General features: G+C 72.7%; 14 protein-coding genes. 2 read left to right on the top strand and 12 right to left on the bottom strand.

Features of this window, described 5'->3' with window-relative positions:
- The first annotated feature begins 252 nt into the window (after positions 1–252).
- The gene (locus WME75_RS16500; protein ID WP_437491856.1) at positions 253–1,116 is read left to right on the top strand and encodes a family 16 glycosylhydrolase; all 864 of its coding nucleotides are present in this window, start codon (positions 253–255) and stop codon (positions 1,114–1,116) included.
- Between the two features lie 365 nt (positions 1,117–1,481).
- On the opposite strand, the gene WME75_RS16495 is transcribed toward WME75_RS16500, so the two are convergent.
- The gene (locus WME75_RS16495; RefSeq protein ID WP_437491854.1) at positions 1,482–1,844 is read right to left on the bottom strand and encodes a DUF1330 domain-containing protein; all 363 of its coding nucleotides are present in this window, start codon (positions 1,842–1,844) and stop codon (positions 1,482–1,484) included.
- 218 nt (positions 1,845–2,062) lie between these two features.
- On the opposite strand from WME75_RS16495, the gene WME75_RS16490 reads away from it, so the two are divergent.
- The gene (locus WME75_RS16490; RefSeq protein WP_437491852.1) at positions 2,063–2,977 is read left to right on the top strand and encodes a LysR family transcriptional regulator; all 915 of its coding nucleotides are present in this window, start codon (positions 2,063–2,065) and stop codon (positions 2,975–2,977) included.
- A gap of 326 nt (positions 2,978–3,303) precedes the next feature.
- Here WME75_RS16490 and WME75_RS16485 read toward each other — a convergent pair whose 3' ends face one another.
- The 11 genes from WME75_RS16485 to WME75_RS16435 all read right to left on the bottom strand — a co-directional run bounded on the left by WME75_RS16485 (position 3,304) and on the right by WME75_RS16435 (position 17,071).
- The gene (locus WME75_RS16485) at positions 3,304–6,801 is read right to left on the bottom strand and encodes a hypothetical protein (RefSeq protein WP_437491849.1); all 3,498 of its coding nucleotides are present in this window, start codon (positions 6,799–6,801) and stop codon (positions 3,304–3,306) included.
- Between the two features lie 49 nt (positions 6,802–6,850).
- On the bottom strand, positions 6,851–7,390 hold the full coding sequence (locus tag WME75_RS16480) for a hypothetical protein (protein ID WP_437491846.1): 540 nt from the start codon (positions 7,388–7,390) through the stop codon (positions 6,851–6,853).
- 13 nt (positions 7,391–7,403) lie between these two features.
- Entirely contained in the window at positions 7,404–8,018 is a 615-nt protein-coding gene (locus WME75_RS16475) for a DotU family type IV/VI secretion system protein (protein ID WP_437491843.1), read from the bottom strand.
- Complete coding sequence (locus WME75_RS16470) at positions 8,015–9,700, bottom strand: type VI secretion system baseplate subunit TssF (RefSeq protein WP_437491840.1); 1,686 nt, start codon at positions 9,698–9,700, stop codon at positions 8,015–8,017. Before WME75_RS16470 ends, WME75_RS16475 begins: the two co-directional genes overlap by 4 nt.
- A gap of 9 nt (positions 9,701–9,709) precedes the next feature.
- A complete protein-coding gene (locus WME75_RS16465) occupies positions 9,710–10,288 on the bottom strand; it encodes a hypothetical protein (protein WP_437491837.1) in 579 nt (192 codons plus the stop codon).
- Positions 10,289–10,293: 5 nt separating this feature from the next.
- Complete coding sequence (locus WME75_RS16460; protein ID WP_437491835.1) at positions 10,294–11,928, bottom strand: hypothetical protein; 1,635 nt, start codon at positions 11,926–11,928, stop codon at positions 10,294–10,296.
- A gap of 22 nt (positions 11,929–11,950) precedes the next feature.
- Entirely contained in the window at positions 11,951–12,316 is a 366-nt protein-coding gene (locus tag WME75_RS16455) for a GPW/gp25 family protein (RefSeq protein ID WP_437491832.1), read from the bottom strand.
- A 75-nt stretch (positions 12,317–12,391) separates the two neighbouring features.
- Positions 12,392–13,663, bottom strand: coding sequence for a type VI secretion system baseplate subunit TssK (gene tssK / locus WME75_RS16450; protein WP_437491829.1), 1,272 nt, complete (start codon positions 13,661–13,663; stop codon positions 12,392–12,394).
- 18 nt (positions 13,664–13,681) lie between these two features.
- On the bottom strand, positions 13,682–14,251 hold the full coding sequence (locus WME75_RS16445) for a hypothetical protein (protein ID WP_437491827.1): 570 nt from the start codon (positions 14,249–14,251) through the stop codon (positions 13,682–13,684).
- Between the two features lie 69 nt (positions 14,252–14,320).
- The gene (tssC, locus tag WME75_RS16440) at positions 14,321–15,925 is read right to left on the bottom strand and encodes a type VI secretion system contractile sheath large subunit (RefSeq protein WP_437491824.1); all 1,605 of its coding nucleotides are present in this window, start codon (positions 15,923–15,925) and stop codon (positions 14,321–14,323) included.
- A 78-nt stretch (positions 15,926–16,003) separates the two neighbouring features.
- Positions 16,004–17,071 (bottom strand): type VI secretion system contractile sheath small subunit, encoded by a 1,068-nt coding sequence (locus WME75_RS16435; protein WP_437491821.1) that lies wholly within the window; start codon positions 17,069–17,071, stop codon positions 16,004–16,006.
- Positions 17,072–17,127 lie beyond the last annotated feature (56 nt).

Here is a 17,127-nt window from a genome sequence, read left to right as displayed (position 1 = left end):
GCGCACCCAGCTCCATCGTTTCCGGCGCCGCTGCTCCGCGAATCGGCGTTCAGGCTGCGAAAACGCACAAACCTTGATGCTCGCCGTGCGGCGGCTGAGTATTCGGTCGGCATGCGAAGTCGCTCAGCCCTTGCCTTGCTCGCGCTCCTGGCTTTCTCGGGATGCTCCAACGACTCGCCGGATCCGGACGCCTCCCCCGCCGCTGGTGGAGCTCCCCCCAGCACGGCGACGGGTGAGGCTGCTGCCGGCCCCATGACCGGTGGCCATGGCGGCATGCCGCCGGAGACATCCATGACCGGTGGCGCAGGGGGTACGGGCGGCGCAAGTTCCGGTGGGACGGGCGGCGCAGGGACAGGCGGCGCAAGTTCCGGTGGGACGGGCGGCGCGACTGCCGGCGGCACGGGTGGCGCCGCTGGAGGTGGCGCTGGGGATGGCAGCTTCGAGCTCGTCTGGGAGGATCCGTTCGACACCGTCGATCTCACGCGCTGGCAGCTGATGACCCACAGCTGGGACGGCAATCTCGCGCAGTTTACCGGCGAAAACGCTGCGGTCAGCGACGGCATCCTGCATCTCTCGCTGACGGCAGCCAACGATACGAACAAGCCCTTCCGCGGCGTGGAAATGCGCTCTCGCGAGACGCTGACCTACGGAAAAATCGAAGCGTCAGCTCGGTTTGCGCGGGGCTCCGCGGTCGTCTCTTCTCTGGTGCTCATCTATACCCCATGGCCCCCCGACGACTGGAACGAGCTCGACATCGAGTTTCTGGGCAAAGACGCCGATCGCATTCAGTTCAACCACATGGTGAACATTCCGCCCGCTGATCCAGCCACCGGCCACCTCCAGTTCCCCGAGCTCGTCACCTTGGACCAGAACCCCGCAGCGGGCTTTCACACCTATGCCATCGAATGGGTGCCCGGAGAGGCGCGCTTCTACGTCGACGGAGCGCTCATGCACACTGCCACCGAGGAGATGGCACGCATGGTCCTCCCTCAGAACATCCTCTTGACGATCTGGGCTTCTGGGTCGCCGGATTGGGCAGGCCCCGTCGACAGCAGCACCGCCCCCACGCGCGCCGAGTACGACTGGCTTCGCGTCTACCGCCACGTCGGTCCGTAGGTGCTTCGTGGGTTCCGAGCCACTGAGAGCGGCTCTGACGCGCGCAGCTCATCCGAGCTCGCAGGCTCCAGCGCGTGGACATGCGGACGGTCGTCCCGGCAATCCGGCTTGCTCGATCCAAGGCGGGCAGGAGGCGAGAGGGCGTCGCTGCCGGCCACGCGGCGCGAGGCGCCCGTCCTCCGCGGCGCGGAGGGCGTCGACGAGGACGTCGAACCCCCGGTCGCTGTGCCCGTTTACAGCGGGAAATTGAACAGAGAGGCTGGGAGTTTTTCTGAGATTTTACTCCCCGTCTCCTCGCCTCCCTGTGAATTTTCCGAAAAAGCAAGCACGCGAAGCGCCGAGGCGCTTCGAGAGCGCGGAGTGCTTCAGCCGAGCGGGTGTGTCGGCTGGAGCACGGCTTCGCTGAGCGCGGAGAGGCGCACGGGGTCAGCGCGGTGGTACTCCGGGTCGGCGATCATGTCCGTGAACGCCCTTCGCGAGGGATACCGGACGAGGGCGACGCAGTCCCAGGACTGGCCGGACTCGGCGCAGAGCGCCGTCGTGCCGTCGCCCGCGTAGAGGATCTCGCCGCCGTGGCGGGCGAGGACGGGGCGCGCGAGCGCGATGTACTCGAAGTAGCGCTCGCGGCCGCCGTCAGGGCGGAAGCGGAGGAGGTTCAGCATGACGACGGGCTTGCCGTCGTCCTCGCGGAGAAAGCGATCGAGGTCGGAGGGGGTGATCGTGATCATCTACTTCAGCCTTTCCTTCGGGATGTCCGTGAACATGACGATGCTCTGTCGATCGGGACCGCGGACCACGCCGCGAGGTACGTCTCGCAGGTGGCGACGCGGGGGTCGGCGAAGGCGGTCGGCGCTGCCGGACGGGGCGCCGGGGCGCAGCCGATCGCGGGCGCGGCGAGGAGGCCCGCCATTGCGGCGCGCCGCGGACGCGCGCATCGTCGCGCGGCATGGCCGCGATCGATTTCGAGGTGTCCGTCCCGCAGCTGCGGTGCTTCCTCGCGGTCGTGGACGCGGGCTCGGTCGCCGAGGCCGGGCGCAGGCTCGGGATGTCCGCCGCGAGCGTCTCGAAGGCGATCACGCGGCTCGAGGACGGCGCCGGCGTGAGGCTCCTCCATCGCTCGACGCATGCGATCTCCCTCACCGACGCCGGCGAGGCGCTGCTCGAGCCCGCGCGCGAGGCCGTGCGCGCGGCGGAGGCCTTCGCCGAGACGGCCGCGCACGCGTTCGATCGCGGCGACGGCGGGATCGTGCGGCTCACGGCGGCGACCGGCATGGTCCGGCACGTCCTCGCGCCGCTCGTGGGCGAGCTCGCGCGCGTGCATCCGGACATCCGGGTCGACATCCGCGCCACGAACCGGGTGCTCGACCTCGCCGAGGGCGGGATCGATCTCGCGATCCGCTCCGGCCCGTTCGACGGTCTGCCCGGGCACATCGCCCAGACCTGGTTCGCCGCGCCGTGGGTGCTCTGCACGACGCCGGGCTACCTCGCTGGCCGCGCGCGCCCCGCGTCCCTGCGCGATCTCGACGGGCACGACCTCGTCGCCTTCCGGAACGGCAGCGGGCGCGTCTTGCCCTGGCCGCACCGGGACGGCAGCTACGAGCCGGAGGCCCGCTTCACCTTCGACGACGGTGACGCGAGCTTCAGCGCGATGCTCGCCGGCGCCGGCATCGCCTGCGCGCCGCTCTACGTCGCCGCGGCCTCCCTCCGGAGCGGCGCCGCGGTCGAGGTGCTCGCACCGCTCCGCGCCGAGCCGGTCCCGATCTCGCTGCTCCGCCGCGAGCGGCGCCTGACCCCCGGCCGGCTGACGAAGCTGATCGCGTTCCTGAACACGCACGCCCCGGCCCTCTCCGACTTGCTCTGAGCCCACGCCCGGACTCTGGCAGGCCGCGGCGGCGCGCTGTAGACGCGGGCGAGGAAGGGCAGTCTTGCCCTCGCGGAAACGTCAGCCCCAGTCGAGGAACGCGGCGACGAGCCCCGAGAGCACGACGACGATCGCGAGCCTGCCAACCCCGGAGGGTTCCTCCACGGGTCGACGACCCCTTCGCCAGCCCCGGAGGGTTCCTCCACGGGTCGACGACCCCTTCGCCAACCCCGGAGGGTTCCTCCACGGGTCGACGACCCCTTCGCCAACCCCGGAGGGTTCCTCCGGACGTGACGGATCCCGCAGCTGTCGCGCGGGATCGCCCGCTAGTCCGCCGCCACCGCGGTCACGCAACGCCGCCCCCGGTTCCCCGGCGGCACCACGAGCGCCCACGGGGCAGGCTGCATGTCGAACGACACCGGCGGATCGAACGGCCAGGTCACCACCCCCTCCGATCCCGCCGCCGCGCGGCAGAGCAGCCGGTAGAACCGCCACGCAGAGCCGCTGATCTCGATCGTCTGCGCCCGCGTGTCGCTGGCCCCGACAAGCGTCTGCTCCATCCCGGCGCTCGCCGCGCTCGACGTCCACCACGTCACCGCCAGCGCCCGCCACGCCGGCGCCTGGTTGAACCCGTAGACCGTCGTCTCGCCCGAGCGCAGGAACGAGCGCGTCACCCCGATCCCCGCCCCGTACTGCACCTCCGGAAGCGCCTGCGGCCGCACCTGGAGCGCGATCGCCCTGGGGTTGCCCCCGTCGTCCCACAGCGCCGTCGAGAGCTTCTCCGCCCAGGTCGCCAGCTCCACCGCCTCGCCCGGCACCCGCACCGCGCGGGACCCGGCCGGCGCCTTCGGCGTGCACCCGGCCGCGCTCCCCTTGCGGCACACAGGGCCCAGGATCAGATCCACCCCCGACCGGAACGTCCCCTTCGGCCCCACCGCCGCCAGCAGATCATCCGGCGACACCTCCACCTCACCCCGCGGATCCAGCGGGAACCGCACGAGCAGCGGCGCCACCTGCGGCCGCATCTGCTCCCGCCACGCCGCCTCGATCGTCCGCTCCACCCGCTGGAGCGCCATCCCGTAGGCCAGCGCCACGGGCGACAGGAACGGCTCGCGCTGCGCCTTCTCGTGGATGCGCGCCCCGTCCAGCCACGCGGTCACCTGCTGCAGCGGCGCCGGCTTGTCGATGTCGAGGATCGCAAGCCCGAGCTTCCCGATCGGCGGCAGCCGATCCGCGAGCGGCGCATCGGCCGGACCCGGCGCCGCCGGCGCGCCGTCGTCGAGCGAGGGCACCATCGGCGAGATCACCGCGTAGTACGCGTCGAGCGCCGGGTACTTCCCCTTGTCGCCCGCCATCACCTCGACGATCGGCCGGAACGCGGCGAGCGCGTCCGCGAGCACCTGGAGGGAAACGTTGCCCTCGGGCTCCACGCGCGCGTTCTCCGCCACCGTCACCCAGAAGTCCGTGAACCAGGAGGCCGGGCCGATCATCGCCTCCAGATCGGCGCGGAGCCCCGCGGCGGAGGTCACGTCGAGCCGGAAGCTCGAGACGTACGCCCACAGCGCCGCCCGGTGCTCGGACGCGTGGCGCGCGATGCCGTCGGCGACCAGCCGGGTGAACGCGGCCCGCCCGTCGCGGGGCACCCGCGCGCCCTCGAGCGCGGCGTCGAACGCGAGCAGCGGCGGCTTGATCTCGGCCTCCACGGCCCGCGCCGTGAACGTCCCCGGGAGGCTCCGGGTAGGCCCGCGCTGGCGCGTGTCGCCCAGGCCGACCGCGGGGTAGTCCGAGGTCCGCGCGAAGAAGAGCGACCGCCCCGCGGCGCCCACGTCGTCGACGAAGGCCCGCACGTACAGGCCCGACCGGCTCGAGCGGAGCAGATCCGAGAAGGCCCTTGTCTGGTAGGTGCGCGTGGGGCGGCCATCGACGACGATCGCGTGGGCGGCGTCCTTCACGCCGGCATCGCCCCCGACGACCGCCAGATCCTTCAGCGCCTCGCGCAGGCTCTTGCCCTTCGCCGAGGGCACGGCGAGGCTCCCCTGCCCCACCATCGCGAGGAGCCCCTCCAGCGCCTCGCGGTTCTCGGTCACCCACCGCGGCTCCCGCCGCCGGGCCGCCACCGACCCGAGCAGCGCGTCGACCTCCTCGTCGCCGCGCACGGCCCTGAGCTCCTCGATCACGGCGTCCAGCCCGTCCACCTCGACCGCGCCGCCGATCGACTCGGACAGCGCGGCGCCCTGCTTCTGCAGCGCGTCGAGCCCGTCCTTGTCGAGGGTCTCCCGCCGCAGCGCCTCGTCGAGCGCGCCGAGCCAGCCCTCCCAGTCCGCCAGCGAGACCTCGGCCTCGCCGCCCGACGGCGGCTCCACGCTGCCGGACCAGGGACGCTCGCTGCGCTCGATGTGGTCGAGCGCAATCCGCGCCGGGATCTCGAGCGCCGCGGCCCAGGCGTCGGGCGCGCGCCGGATGCGCTCGCCGAGCGCGTTGTCCCTGGAAGCGTAGAGCAGCGAGAGGGCGTAGATGCGCCGGCCGCGCTCGCCGCCCCGCGCGGGGGGGAGGAGGTAGAGCTCGCGGAGGCTCGTCAGGAAGCGCTCGACAAGGTCCCGCTTGTCGGACGGGAACGCGACGCGCAGCGGGGGCCAGAGCGGCCCGAGCGCGGAGGAGAGCGCGTCGGCCGCGGCGGCCTCGGCCTCGCGGGCCCTCACGTTCCCAGGCCAGGTCCTCGGCGGCGCGCGCCTCGCGTCCCCCGCGGCCCTCGCCAGCTGATCCACCGCGTCGCCCGCGCGCCCGAGCAGGTGAAGGTGCCAGCCGTAGACGCCGAGGAGCAGCGCCGCCCCCGCGACAACGGCCAGGACCGCGGTGCGCGCCCGCCGGCGGTCGAACGCGCGCGCGTCCCGATCGACAAGCGCGCCGTCGAACGAGAGCGGATCGCCGAGGACCGCGGCGCCGCCCTCCCCGTCCGGCAGCCCCGCCAGCACGATGCCCTCGAGCGTCGGGGCGGCGGCGGCGCCGCGGCCGCCGAGCAGCGCCTCGAGGAACGGCGCGAGCGCGCCGAGCAGGCCGGGGCCGGACGCGGTGAGGAACCGCGTCACGCGGCCCAGCGCCTCGGTGGACAGCGCCGCGAGCGCCGGGGAGACGTAGGTCCCGAGCGGCGCGATCGCGGCGGAGAGCTCGGACGCGCTGCGGCCGGCGGGGACCAGCTCCGCCGTGTGGCCGGCGTCGCGGGCGATCGGCGCGAGCTCGCGGAAGCCCTCCGCCGCCTCGTCGAGGTGCGTCAGGCACACGCGCACCCGCGGCGGCGTGCCGCGCAGCGCGGTGAGCAGGTCGACCTTGGCGCGCGCGAGCGCACCCAGCCGCCGCAGCCCGGCCGGCGACCACGAGGGCGCGCCCGCGTCGAGCACGACCACCACGAGCGGCACCTCCAGCGAGAGGGGCTCCCAGAGCTCGCGCAGGGCGCCCCGGGCCTCGGCGCGCGTGTCCTCGAGGAGGTCGCCCGAGATCTCCTGCACGAGCACCTGCCGGCCGGCGAAGGGGGTGAGCCGCGGATCCTCGGGCGCGTCCGGTCCCCCCAGCGCGGGGCTGCCGCCCTGCTCGAGGGCGGCGACGACGAGCCGCGACTTGCCCGCGAGCCGCTCGCCGAGCACCACGACGACCGGATCGCGCCGGGCGCTCGCCGGCAGGCCGCGCACGAAGCGCGACCACGCCGCGCCGAGCGAGGGCGCGCTCGGCGCCTTCGGCGCGCGGCGCCGCTGCCGGACGAGCAGGACCACCGCGAGGATCACCAGCGCGACCCCGACCACCGCGAGCGCGACGATCATCCAGAGGCTCACGGCAGCGCGCTCTCCGCGCGGCCCGGCGGTGCCGCGCTCGCCGGTCGCATCAGCTCTCCACGGGGGGCGGGGGCCGCGCCGGAAGGAGGAGGAGCGCCTCGAGGATGTCCTCGGCCTGCTCGAAGGCCGGGAGCAGCGCCGCTGGATCGCGCTCCGCCCCGGGCGCGCCCAGGGCGGCGCGGAGGGGATCCAGCGCCGCGCGCGCGACCGCGACGAACGCCGGCGGCGCCGCCGCGGCGATCGCCTCCTCGATCTCGGCGAGGAGCGCGACGGGGTCCCGGGGCGCAGCCTCGCTCGGCGCGACGACGGCGAGGTCCCGGGGCGCAGCCTCGCTCGGCGCGACGACGGCGAGGTCCCGGGGCGCAGCCTCGCTCGGCGCGACGACGGCGAGGTCCCGGGGCGCAGCCTCGCCCGGCGCGGCGCGGCCCTCCACGTCGACCGGATCCGCGGGCGGCGCGGCGGGCAGCTCGCGCGGAGCCTGGACCCGGGGCCGCGGACCGCGCGGCAGCGCACCCGGGCGCGACGCCGTCTCGCGCCAGCGCGCGAGCACCGGCGACGTGGGGTGCTTGCTCTCGGGATCGGCCGCCACGGCGGCCACTGCATCACAACCCGCGCGTGATGGCCAAGAGGACGAGCTGCAGCGCGAGCAGGGCGCCGACCACCGCCGCCACGTGGTGCCAGCGCGGCCTCGCCTTCCGCGACGCGGCCTGCGCCGCCTCGGCCACGAGGGGCGCGGCCGGCGGGAGCCTCGCGGCGAGGCGCTCCTTCCAGCGCGGGATCTGGGCCGGTGCGTCGACGAGGCGCCCCTCGAAGCCGGCCCTGAGGCAGAAGAGGTAGGCGCCGACCACGAGCGCCGGCGGCGCGGCCAGGCGCAGCAGGGCCGCCGCCTGCTCGTAGAACACGTCGCCGCCGTCGCCCGCCGGGAACAGGTCGCGCTGGAGCGCCGGCCACGCGGGCGGCTCCTCCGGGTCGAGCCGGGTGAGCCGGCCCTCGACCCGCTCGTCGAGGAGGAGCACGAGCGGCACAAGGGCGGAGACGGCGTCCTCCTCGCTCGCCGGAGGCGAGAGCGCCGCGAGCAGCTCGTCGAGGCGGCGGCGCAGGCGCGCGCGCAGCGCATCGAGATCGGGCCGCGCCGCCCGGTCCACGAACGCCGCGGCGATGAGGCGCTCGGCGTCCTGGTGGGCCGCGACGATCTCCGCCCAGATCCGCGGGGTCACGCCCGCCCCCCGCCGGCCGGCAGCGCCCGCCGGGGCGCGTCCCCGCGCGCGTCGATCTCGACGTCCACCGGCTCCTCGGTCCATGCGTCGAGCAACTCGACCACCTGCGCCGCGAGCCGCCGCAGGAGCGGCGCGTCCTCCGGGCCGCGCCGCCGCAGCGCGAGGCGGTAGACGCGCCGGACGCCGCCCGCGCGCCGCGCCGGATCGGCCGCCTCGGCGACCTCGAGGGAGTCCACGAGCGCGTGCGCGCCCCGGTAAGGCCCGTCTGCGCCCGTGCCGAGGATCTCCAGCACGCCCGTCAGGTCCCGCTGCGAGAGCGAAGGCCGCATCCGCAGCGAGAGCACGTCGAGGCAGCGCGCGGGATCGCGCGCGAGCGGGCTCTCCTCGGGGCGGCGCAGCGGCCCGAGCGCGCGGAAGGAGATCGCCGGCAGGTGCCGCGTCTGCGGCACGATCGCGAGCCGGCCCACCGCCGAGGACCAGAGGCCGGGCTGAGACCACCGCGCGTCCACCTGCACCTTCGCGGGCCGCTCGAACGCGCCGGCGATCTGCAGGCGCAGCCGCGGCGGGCCGCCCTCCTCGTCCTCCTCGAGCTCGTAGGTGTCGCCGGCCTGTCCACCGCCGGGGCTGCGTCCGGACAAGCCGGGCTCCGCCCCGGACCCCAGGGCGAGCGCGGCGGGCAGGATCGGCGAGAGCCCCCGGTCGTCGCTCCGGTAGACCCCGCGCACGCCCGTGAGCTCGACGGCCTCGAGGACCGCGCTCGGGCTCTGCACCGGGTAGCCGTCCCGGGTGCCGTCGCAGAGGACGGGCGCGGAGAGATCGGTCCAGGCGTTCACGGCGGGCACGACGAAGAGGTGGAACGCGTCGCGCGGCACGACCATGTCCGACGGGAACGCCTCGTCGAGATCGAGGTGGATCGTGAGCGCGCTCCACGGCGTGGACGCCGCCGGCACCGCGACATGGACGAACAGGTCCTGCTCCGGCAGGTGGAAGAACCCGCGGATCCGCGCGAGCGCGCCAGGTTCACCGACCTCGTCGACGAGCCGCCGCGGCGGCTCCGCGCCGAAGGCGAGCCGGCACGGCGCCTCGCGCCCGTCGCCGTCGGCCACGGCGAACGCCCGCACCGCGTGCTGCTCGAGCGCGTCGTGCAGCGCGAGCGAGGCGCGGTAGTCGTTGAGGCGCCGCACGTAGATCGGGAGCTCCACCGCGCCCTTGATCGGCCGGAGCGCGCGCAGCCGGAGGGTGAGGCGCAGCCGGCGCCGCACCTCGACGAGGGCCGCGCCCTCGATCTCGAGCGGCAGCACCGCGAGCGGCCGCGCGGTGGAGAAGATGCCGGCCTTGCCCTCCGGCGCGGAGACGCGGAGGAGCGTGCCGGCGGGCAGCCCCGACGGCTCGATCAGGCCGCCGTCCGGCGCCGCCTGCACCATCATCGCCGCGGGCGACGTCGCGAGGAGATCGTCGAGGGTGCCGGCGGCGATGCGCCGCACCGCCGCGCGGGTCGCGGCGGCGGCGGCGGCGCGCGTCCGCGCCGAGAAGAACGCCATCGCCTCGAGGATCCGGCGGACGTCGGGGTCGTCGCGCCCGGGCAGGAGGCCCCCCTCCGCCTCGCGCCGGGCCGCGAAGGCGTCGAGCGCCTGGAGCTCCGCCAGGAACATCGCAGAGAGCCGCTCGCTGTTCGCGCTCATGCTCCCTCCTCAGCCCAGGTTGATCAGGCTGCCCTGCACGTTGGTCAGGCTGCCCTTCAGCGTGGCGACGCCGGACGACTCCAGCGACATCATCCCGTCCGCCTTCACCTGCACCTGCACCCCCGACATCGAGGCCTGCGCCTGCGACAGCTCGAGCTTCCCCCCCGAGGCGACCGTCGCGCCCGCGCTCGCGAGGGAGAGCGTGCTCGTCGACGCGCCGCTCAGGCTCACCTCGGTCTGCCCCTCGGCCGCGATCTTCTGCCCGGAGACGCTCACGTTCGCGTCCGACGTGAGCGCCATGTCCTTCGCGCTCTGCGCGGTGAGCGTGTCGCCGCTCTTCCACGTCGACGCCTTGCCCGAGGAGAGATCGATCGTCTCCTCCGCCTTCACCTCGAACTGCTTGCAGGTGATGGTGATCTTCTCGGCCACCTGCTGGATGATGCTCGTCGCCTGATCGCCCGCGACCTTCAGCTCGATCTTCGTGCCGTCCATCTTGATGGTTTGCGTGATCTTGGCGTCGGCGTTGGTGATGGTGACGGTGAGCCCCGCGGCCTTGTCCATCTCGATGGTGCAGACGAGGGTCCCCATCGCGGCTAGCCCTGCTTCTCCTCGACCTTGAGGGTGAGCTTGCCCTCCTCGAGCTGGAGGAGGACGGTGTCCTTGTCGTTCGTGCGCAGGACGCGGAGCACGGGCTTCTCGTCCTTGTAATCGTGGAGCACCGACGTGCTGTTCGTGGCCGACTTGCCCAGGAACAGGTGCTGCCCCTGCCCGTCCGCGGGGGCCCTGGCGTCAGCGCGCCAGTCGAGCAGCGTCAGGACGCGCGCCCGGGTGAAATCGAGCGCGCAGAGGACCCGCTCGCCCTTGTAGAGCGGCAGGTAGAGCGTCCCCGAGCCGGAGGTGGGCTCGTAGGGCGCGGTGATCTCCTGGTCCTCGAAGAGGGGGATCTTGATCGTGTAGCGCTCGACCGAGGTGCTCGAGTCCGTCGCGAACTGGTAGGTGATCTGGGCGTCCTCGCCGACCGTGCTCACCACCTTGCCCTCGAGGTACCCGGGGAAGCGCGGCTCCACGATGGGCGGCAGCCGGAGCGCGGGCTCGGCCTTGCCCTCGAGGTGGGCCGACATCGAGAGCTCGAACGCCGTCGTCGGCTCGCCGTAGCCCTGCTCCGGCCCCTCGTCGACGGCGCGCGCCTCGATCGAGAGCCGGTGGACGCGAAAGGGATCCGCGGCGAGGAGGAGCGCGGCGCTGTGCCCGCCGGTCGCCGAGATCGACACGAGGCTGCCCGGCGCCACCTGCACGGTGGGGAAGCGGCGGAACACCACCTCGACCTCCCGCCCCGGCAGGAGCGGCCGCGCCTTCTCGAGCGCCACCCGGCCGTCCACCTCCGCGGCGATCGGCGTGCGGATCAGCGCGTCGCGGAACACCCCCGCGGCCGCGTTCGCGTTCTCGCCCACCTCGGTGCGCGGCGACTCGGTGTACGAGCAGCGCACGCGCGGCTTGTGCCGCGGGATCGCGGGGAAGACCGAGGTGAGCCGCGCGAGGTCCTCGGCGGGCAGCTCGGCGGCCGCGCCGCTCGTGTCCTTGGCCCCCTTGATCGAGTACGCCCGCGCCGCGTGTTCGAAGGTGAACACGCCCATCCGGTGCCGCACGTACCAGAGGACGAGATCGTAGAAGCTGCTCCCCCCGGCCGGGTCGAGGTGGAAGAAGATCAGCGGCTCCGCGGTCGTGATCGGGTCGAAGTCGTAGGTCAGCGTCGCCTTCGCGCCCTTGTGGGCCTCGATGACGTCCTTGAACGACTTGTTCGTGGTGAGCTCGCAGGGGAAGTGCTGGCGCCACAGCGCGCGCGCCGGATCGACGAAGCTCACCCGGTAGTACCGGGAGAGCGCGTCGGCCGCCTCGCCCTCGGGCTGGTGGACCTCCTCGCGCAGCGCCCGCTCCAGCACCACGCCGCCCGTCTTCAGGACCGCGTCGGACGGCTCGGTGTCGGTCTCGAGGTGCCCCGCCTGGAGGGAGAGCGAGACCTCGGCGAGGTCGGGCTTCTGGAAATCCTCGAGGATCGCGTCGGCGTATTTCCCCTGCCGGCCGTCGTCGGCCTGCACGACGAACTCCACCCAGCCCTCCACGCCCCAGGCGTGCATCTCGATCCCGAGGCCGCGCACGTCGCCGCCGGGGATCTCGTGCGCCGTCCCCGCCAGCGTGAGGGTGAGCGAGATCTGGAGGCGCTCCCTCACGACCGCGCCCCTCCCCTCGGCCCTACGCCGCCGGCAGCACCCGGACGCTGCGAAAGACGCTGTGAAAGAGGATCGCGAACGAGCAGGCCTCGCCCTGGCAGCGCCCGCTGAGCCGGAAGCGCACCCAGAGCGCGCGATCCCGCCCGATCAGGGTGAGCTGGGGCTCGGTGAGCCGCGGCTCGTGGCGCTTGACCTGCTCGAGCATCTCCTGGGAGAGCGCGCCGATGAACGGCTTCGTGGCGTGGATCCCGTCGTAGCCCCCGATCCCGAAGACCTCCACGGCGCCGGCGTGCCCGCGCTTCGCGTTGAGCACCGCCTCGAGGTTCCGCGCGATGCTCTCGAGCGCGCGCTCGTCCGGATTGCCGGAAAGCTTCCCGAAGAACGACACGATCCAGCGCCTCCGTGGCCGAGGGGGTCCGGGCCTGTCCCCGCGCAGCCCCCGAGCGTTGACAGGATAGCGCCATCACGGCCGCCTCCAGCAGAGGATGACCTGGTGGCCCTCGAGGTGCGGCGGCGGGTGGAACGCGAGGGCGCGCTCGCGCGCCGCGTGCGCCCACTCGCCGCCCTCCTCGCCGGCCGCGCCGCCGACCACCCGGTAGAAGTCGACCGCCCCGCCGAAGCCGTGCCGGAAGGGCGGGCTCGACGTGGGCGCGAGCCGCAGGCCGCGGAGCGCGTGCTCGCGCACGATCCGCAGCCGGGTCGGGCTGGCCAGCCGCACGCCGTCGAGCGGCACCTGATCGGCCGCGCGCGCCTTGAGCACGGCCACGTAGACCTCGGGCGCCGAGAGCGCCTCGTCGGGCAGCTCGGCGGCGACGAGGCGGCCGTTGTCCGGGAGGAAGGCGACGGCCGGCGAGGACGGCTGCGGCGCCGCCGTCCGGCGCCCGAGATGCGCGAGCACCTCGCCGAAGCAGCGCGCCGGCGCGTCGTGATCGTAGGCCGGCGGCCGCCACGGCGAGGCGTGCTCGTCGAGCAGGTAGACGTCGAGCGAGAACGCGCGCAGCGCCGAGAACACGGCGTAGGGGTGGAGCGGCACGCCGCGCTCGATGTCCGCGAGCAGCGCGGCGAGCTTGCGCGCCTCCAGCCGCACGCGCTGCACCGGCCCGAGCGACTCGCCGCGGCCCAGCGCGTCGAGCGCCCGCGCGTCGAGCGCGCTCTCCAGACCGGCGAGATCGCCGCGGAGCGAGGCGAGGGCGCGGGTGAGGTAAGGGGTCGTGTCGAGGCGCAGGAGCGGCGGCGCCGAGGCCTCGTCGAGGCGGAACGCGCCGCGCTGGAGGACGAAGCGGCCGAGGGGGACGCGGCCGCGGGCGCCCAGCGCGGCGCGCTCGGTGGAGAGCTCGATGACGTGGAACACCCGCGGGATCTCCCGCGGCGAGGGCAGCTCCATCGGCGGATCGCCCTCGCCGCCGTCGGCCTCGGGGTCGAGGACGTGGGCGAAGACCTCCACCTCACGCCGCCCGGCCTCCTTGAGGTCGAGCGGCGCGCGCATCCTGGCGTTGCCCGGGACGTCGATGAGCGCGCCCTCCGGCAGCACCGCGGTGAGGGCGGTGACCCAGAGGACGCCGTCCGTTGGATCGTCGCCGTTCCACGCCAGGCGGGCCACGCCGTAGGACGGCGCGCTGAGCCCCGCGCGCAGCGCCGTCTCGGCGGCGAGCGCCGCCTCGAGGCCGGCGAAGTGCTCGGGCAGGAGGATCTGCCCGATCCGCCACGTCGGACGAGCCAGGGTGGAGGCGGCCATCGTGCTCCCGGCGGCCGTTCAGCCGACCGTGAGGCCCCAGGCCTTGGCGAAGTTCTTGCCGTCGCCGACCGCGATCTGGAGCGCCTGCGCCGTGGGCTGCGGCTTGATGCCGGTGGTGGCCGCGTAGTTCTCGGGCGACTGCACCTGGGTCGAGGCGTCGTCCGCCACGGCCAGGTTGAGCTCGTCCCCGTTCTTCTCGAGGATGCCCTTCATGTCGGTCTGGTTGCTGTGGAAGCAGAGGAAATACTTCTTCGCCAGCGGGTCGTAGTCGTAGACCGAGAACTGGAACTCCGCGAGGACGTTGGTCATCGACGTGTAGACAAGCGTGAGGAGGCTCTGCTTGTTGGTGATCGAGACCTGGCCGGCGAAATAGATCGCGTCGGTGACGCCCGTCTCCCACTGAATGTCGGACAGCACGGCGACCACCTTCAGATCCGTCGTCGGGTTGGTCGGGTCCTTGCAAGTCTGGTCCGCCGTGAGGGCCGTATCGCCGAGCTTGAGCTTCGTGATGAAGCCGACCGGCGTCTGCTTGTCCTTCTTGTAATTGTATCCCTGGTAGATATCGAGGGTTCTACGAAACGTCGGCATGGCCGCTCATCCTTTCTCGCGCGTGGGGGGCTCGTCCTCGTGGACTCGTGGACTCGTGGCCTCGTGACCTCAGGGTCCGCCGAGGGCCGCCTCGAGGCGCAGCTCCACGTCCATCCCCTCGAACTGGACGTGCGGCAGCACGGACAGCGTCGCCTTGTACCAGCCGAAGGGGCCCGGCTTCGGCTCGACCTCGACCGCGACTGCCTTGAACGGGTAATAGAGCAGCGTCAGGTCGTCGGGGTTCGTGATCGTGGTGACGTACTGGCCCAGCCAGCCCTCGAGGACCCGCTGGATGTACGGCCCGTCGGCGGTGCTCCCGATGTACTCGCGCATCATCCGCTTGACGAAGTGGGCGATGCGGGTGACCGAGAAGGTATACGCCAGGTTCGTCACGAGGTGCGCGTTCTTCGTGCTCAGGTCCTCGACGAAGAGGCGCGGCTTCTTGATCGACTGGGAGCTGAAGAACGTGGCGGTGGCCTCGTTCTTCTTGTGCACGAGCGGGATGAAGCCGTTCTTCGCGAACTGGAGCTCGCGGTAATCGGGGGTGGCGATCTCGACCGGGGGCTGGATCTCCTCGTAGCCGTTCTTCGTGTACGTGTGGACCGTGAGCCCCTCGACGATGCCGCCGCCCTTCGGGCCGCGGATGTGCTGGGCCCACCCGCTCCGCTCGTAGGAGCGCACCATGTTCCTGGCGAAGAGGATCGCCGAGTTCCCCCAGAGGAAGTTGCTCGCGTCGTCGGTGCGGCCGGGGTGGACGGTCTCGCCGAACCCGATCTGGTTGCCCCGCTGGATCGACGCGCCGTTCGCCCAGGGGTGGCGAAGCAGGTAGCGCGGCAGCGTGAGGGCGAGGTAGGCCGCCGCGTCGGTGTCGCGGAGCGCCTGCCATTTCCCGAACCTCGGGTGCGCGAGCACCGCGTCGAGATCCCCGATCTGGGCGACCTCCTCCATCGTCTTGCTGGGCTGGAAGAACGTCGGGTGCACCGCCGACACGAAGGGGCAGTGGCTCGCGTTCGCGACCTTGCTCATGGCGCTGAGCCACTCGACGTCCTCGTCCGAGGAGTTGAACTCGTAGAGGCCGATCATCGACGCGAACGGCTTGCCGCCGTAACGATCGTACTCCTCGATGTAGACCTTCCTGAAGAGCTCCCCGCCGAAGATGTCGGACTTGTGGTCGACGAGGTCGTTGAAGAGCTCCTCCTTGCTCGCGTCGAGGAAGTCGATGGTCACGTCCTCTTCGTTCACGCTCGACGCGAGGTCGTCGAGCCCGCGCCACGCGGCCTCCAGCGCCTGGAAGTCGTCGTCGTGGTAGACGAGATCCAGGTAACCGGCGACCTTCTTGTCGATCTCCGCGGTGAGCCGGCCGATGGTGTCGAGGATATCGCTGAAGCTCTTCAGATCACGGTTGATGTCGTCGCTGTTCACGAGGAGCACCGCGAGCGCGTTCATGAAGCGCGCTCCCTCGTTGAGCTCCGTGCTGCGATCGTCGAAATGGAGCGGCGCGGCCACGCCGGCCGGCGCGTCCGCGCCGGAGGACAGCAGCGCCCCGGGGGCGGCGACGGCCGCCGCGGGCTTGCTCGCCAGGCTGATGATCGCCTTGGGACTGCCGCCGGGATCGCCGTTCTTGTAGAGATCTCCGGGCGTCTCTCCGAGCGTCTCGAGGAGGCGCTCTTGCAACTCTTTCGCTTTGTCCGTCAGAGCCATCGCTGATTCTCCCGCCTCGTCTTGCCGAGCGCTCTCACAAGGGACCGGTGCTCAGGTGTCATCGCCGCCGCCTCCGCCCGCCGGGATGTCGCCTTTGCCCACCGGGGGCGCGGCATCGGACGGCTCGATCTGGAGCAGCGGGAAGCTCTCGCCCGCCCAGGTCTTGAGCTCGCGGAACCCCGCGAGCTTCCCCTCGATCGCCGCCGTGGACTCGCCATAACCCGGGAGCATGTCCTTCAGCCGCTTGCGCAGTTGGGGTCGGTTCCTGAGCCCCGATTGCAGGTCCAGGAGGAGCTGCTTGAGCACGCGCAGGCGGTACACCTCGGGGATGCTCGTGGCGACCGCGTCCGGAGCGAACGAGTCGACGGAGGTGAACGGGATCGTCCGCTCCGCGTGGCCAGGCTGCGATTCTTTGACGGTGACCGCGAAGGCCTTCACCTTCCGGTCCCCCGCGGCCGCCGCGGCGCCGTCCTCGTCGCCCTCCTCCACCGGCGAGATCGTCACCCGCTTGTCGTCGAGCGAGATCTCCCGCATCTCCAGGAACCCGGTGAGGATCCCGACGACCTTGTTCGTCGCCGGATCGACGTAGGTCCCGGTGACGGCGCCCGTCAGGTCGATCTTGGCGCCCTTGGCCTTCGCCGTGCGATCGGCGATGGTCACCGTGAGGGAGCCGTGGACCCGGACATCGCCGGTGATCTCGGTCATCCCGTTGTCGCCCTCCGCGCTCCGGAAGTGCGCCGACCCGCTCAGGCTGAAGGCCGTCTCTCCGGGCTTGTCGAGCGCGGTCAGGGGGATGAGGCACGTCACCTTGTCGAAGTGGATCTGCCCGGGGATGGCGCTCCGGAGCGGCCGCAGCGCCTCGTCCCCCTCCGGGATCCGCCAGATCGGGATCACCTCGCGCAGGTGATCGTTCACCGTGGTGCCGCGCTTGATCGTGCGGACGCCCCGCGTCCCCAGGTCGGGGAGCAGGTTCCCTCGACGGAGGGATCGACCAGCGAACTCTCCGAGGACGAGCAGGCGATAGGGCAGGTTCTCCTGCTGCACCGTCCCGGTGATGTCGGTCCGGTAGGTAATTGTCAGGCGGGACTTAAAGATCTGCTCCTGGATCGGCTTGCTCAACGCCGTCCTCCTTCTTCGCTCGGCACAGTGGACGCTCAGGGGCGCTCTCTGCGCAA

Origin of the sequence: Sorangium sp. So ce1014, assembly GCF_051521505.1 — a bacterium.
In the GTDB taxonomy this organism is placed as follows: Bacteria; Myxococcota_A; Polyangia; order Polyangiales; family Polyangiaceae; genus Sorangium.
The sequence above is the reverse complement of the archived record's forward strand: the minus strand, read 5'-3'. Positions and strand labels throughout refer to the sequence as shown.